This window comes from Endozoicomonas sp. SESOKO4 (assembly GCF_024606275.1).
In genome coordinates this window covers 1-2,132 of sequence record NZ_JAHHPS010000223.1, presented here as the reverse complement: position 1 = coordinate 2,132, position 2,132 = coordinate 1, and the positions used below count along the sequence as shown (strand labels likewise).

Genomic DNA, 2,132 nt, shown 5'->3' with positions numbered 1-2,132 from the left:
ATGATATAAATAATGCACTCTGGGAAGAAGACTTCACCACTGAATACGAAAAAAAGAAAAGTTAAACTTGACAGGCTTCACTGGCGCCTGAGCCTCTATGTCGAAGACGAGGATTTTCGAATCACAAGACAACAGGAACAGATGCTTATAGCTGTAGAGGACGCGCTGCTTATCGACAAGAGGGAAAACATTGCTGCCAAGGAAAGAGCCAGAGACCTGGTTGCTAAACTGGCCGATGATCTGAAAATAGAATTTGAAAAAGATGCCAGCCTGAATGAACAGAGGGTTGTTCTAAGAGCCGGATTTCGGACATTAAATTCCGAACTGAGCAAACCCTATGATGATGAAGGCATCATAAGAGAAAGAAATAATGAAATGGCATTGCGCCTTGTCATTCTGGACTATAAAGAGGATGACCCTGCAGATGATCAGATCAATCTCATTAAAGAAACACTCGAACAGCGGTATATAGCCGTTTTTAAAGCGTGTCAGCCTATGGTTGAAGAGCGTATTGCAGCCATTGAGAATGAGCTTGACAGGCAAATGGCTCGCCTGGGACCTAAACCCCGATACGTTCTTGATCGTGAGCTAGCCAGAGCCAGAGAAGACACAGAAGAAGCTGAAAAGGAACTGGAGGAACTTCATCGCAAACTGGATGCTATTCATCTTAAACAAGTGGTATTAGCAGAGTCTGCTGACGTCCCCCCCGACAGGGATAAAATCATTAAGGCTCTCAATGGGGCAATCAAACACATTCATGCCAGGTTGGGCCTGAGTCAGGCTGATAATCAAATCCTTGAAGACTTATTAAACGACATCGAACGTTATTTTCAGAAAAGCAAATACTATTCACAAAGCGAAGTTGGCGTCATTCAACAGCTGTGGACTACCGTTAGTGTTACGAAAATCCCTTTTGAGTTTGACCGTGATAACCATTTAAATGTAGGCAATTACATTAATGCCATCAGAGAATATGCAGCCTCCCATGATCGAAATGAAGGCGATGAAGCATTGGGTGAACTGCCCGAAACCAGGAAAAAGTACACTCAGATCACGAAATTCCTGCATGAGCACGAGGCGAGAGAAATGGCATTGGCCTATGCACAAGATGAACAAAAGCAAACACAACTGGAGCTGAACAGTAAAAATCAGGCGATAGAGCACTCCAAAGGCATCGATCCGAAAACCAAAACCAAACTTGAGCAAGATAGAGAAGTGCTGGATTTAGTCCTGAGACAGAAAAAAGCAAAAACATCAAAAGCACAAGAAGCTCTGAAGGCCCATGAAGCGAATCTTGCAGCCATTGAAGACGACATAGGTCATAAGCCAGACCCTGCTGCCCGCTTTGCTGACCGGGTGGAAGCCGTGAAAAACAAACAGTTACAACTGGGTGGGAACGATGGCACTGGCGGCAAGATCCTGCAACTGACCCAAAAAAAGAAAAGTCTAAAAAGTGAAGTAGAAGGCAAAAAAGCGGAATTAGAGATATTAAGGGAAGCTCTGAGGGCTGCAGAGTATGCCGTTGAAAACGAGGGTGGTCCCTTCCAGTACACGCCGAAACAGGTAAAAATACTGGCCGATTTGCACGCCTTCATACGGGCGCATCCTCTCAAGAAACAGGCTCTGGAAGCTGTCATTGGTCTGGCAAAGTCAGCAGAACTGAGCGGTAAGCCAATACCCAATCTACTGGCTTTTGACTTGGACGATGAATTTGCACCGATTCGCTTACAGGCAGAGGTTGGGGACGATCTGACGTTTAATCAGGCCAGTCGGATGGTGGAAGTCTTCAAGAATCTGAAGACAATGCAATTCACGTTTGAGCCTTTAGAAGATCAGTCTCAGAATCCTTTGGAAGCAGTCCAGAAGCTGGCGGACAGGGCAAGAACTCACATTAAAAGCGGGCCACAACAATACGACGATGAAATCCTCGGCATGGGCGAAGCCGCTATTCACTTCGTCGAGCATGAACCGGGGGACCTGAAGAGCTTCTCGGAATATTTCGCTACCTATTCTGCCAGTGGCAACAGGATCGTCGCTCTGCTGCGTGAAGGTCTGATCAGCAAGTTTGAACTTGAAAACTACATGAAGGCCGTCAGAGGTGTCGACGGATATCAGACAGTGGATGAATTTGA

The 2,132-nt window shown here is 45.9% G+C and carries 1 protein-coding gene; it reads left to right on the top strand.

What is annotated here, in order from left to right; all coding sequences use genetic code 11:
• Positions 1-141: 141 nt before the first annotated feature.
• The coding region (locus tag KDK16_RS04260) for a hypothetical protein (protein WP_257274815.1) at positions 142-2,132 on the top strand (1,991 nt) is incomplete at its 3' end.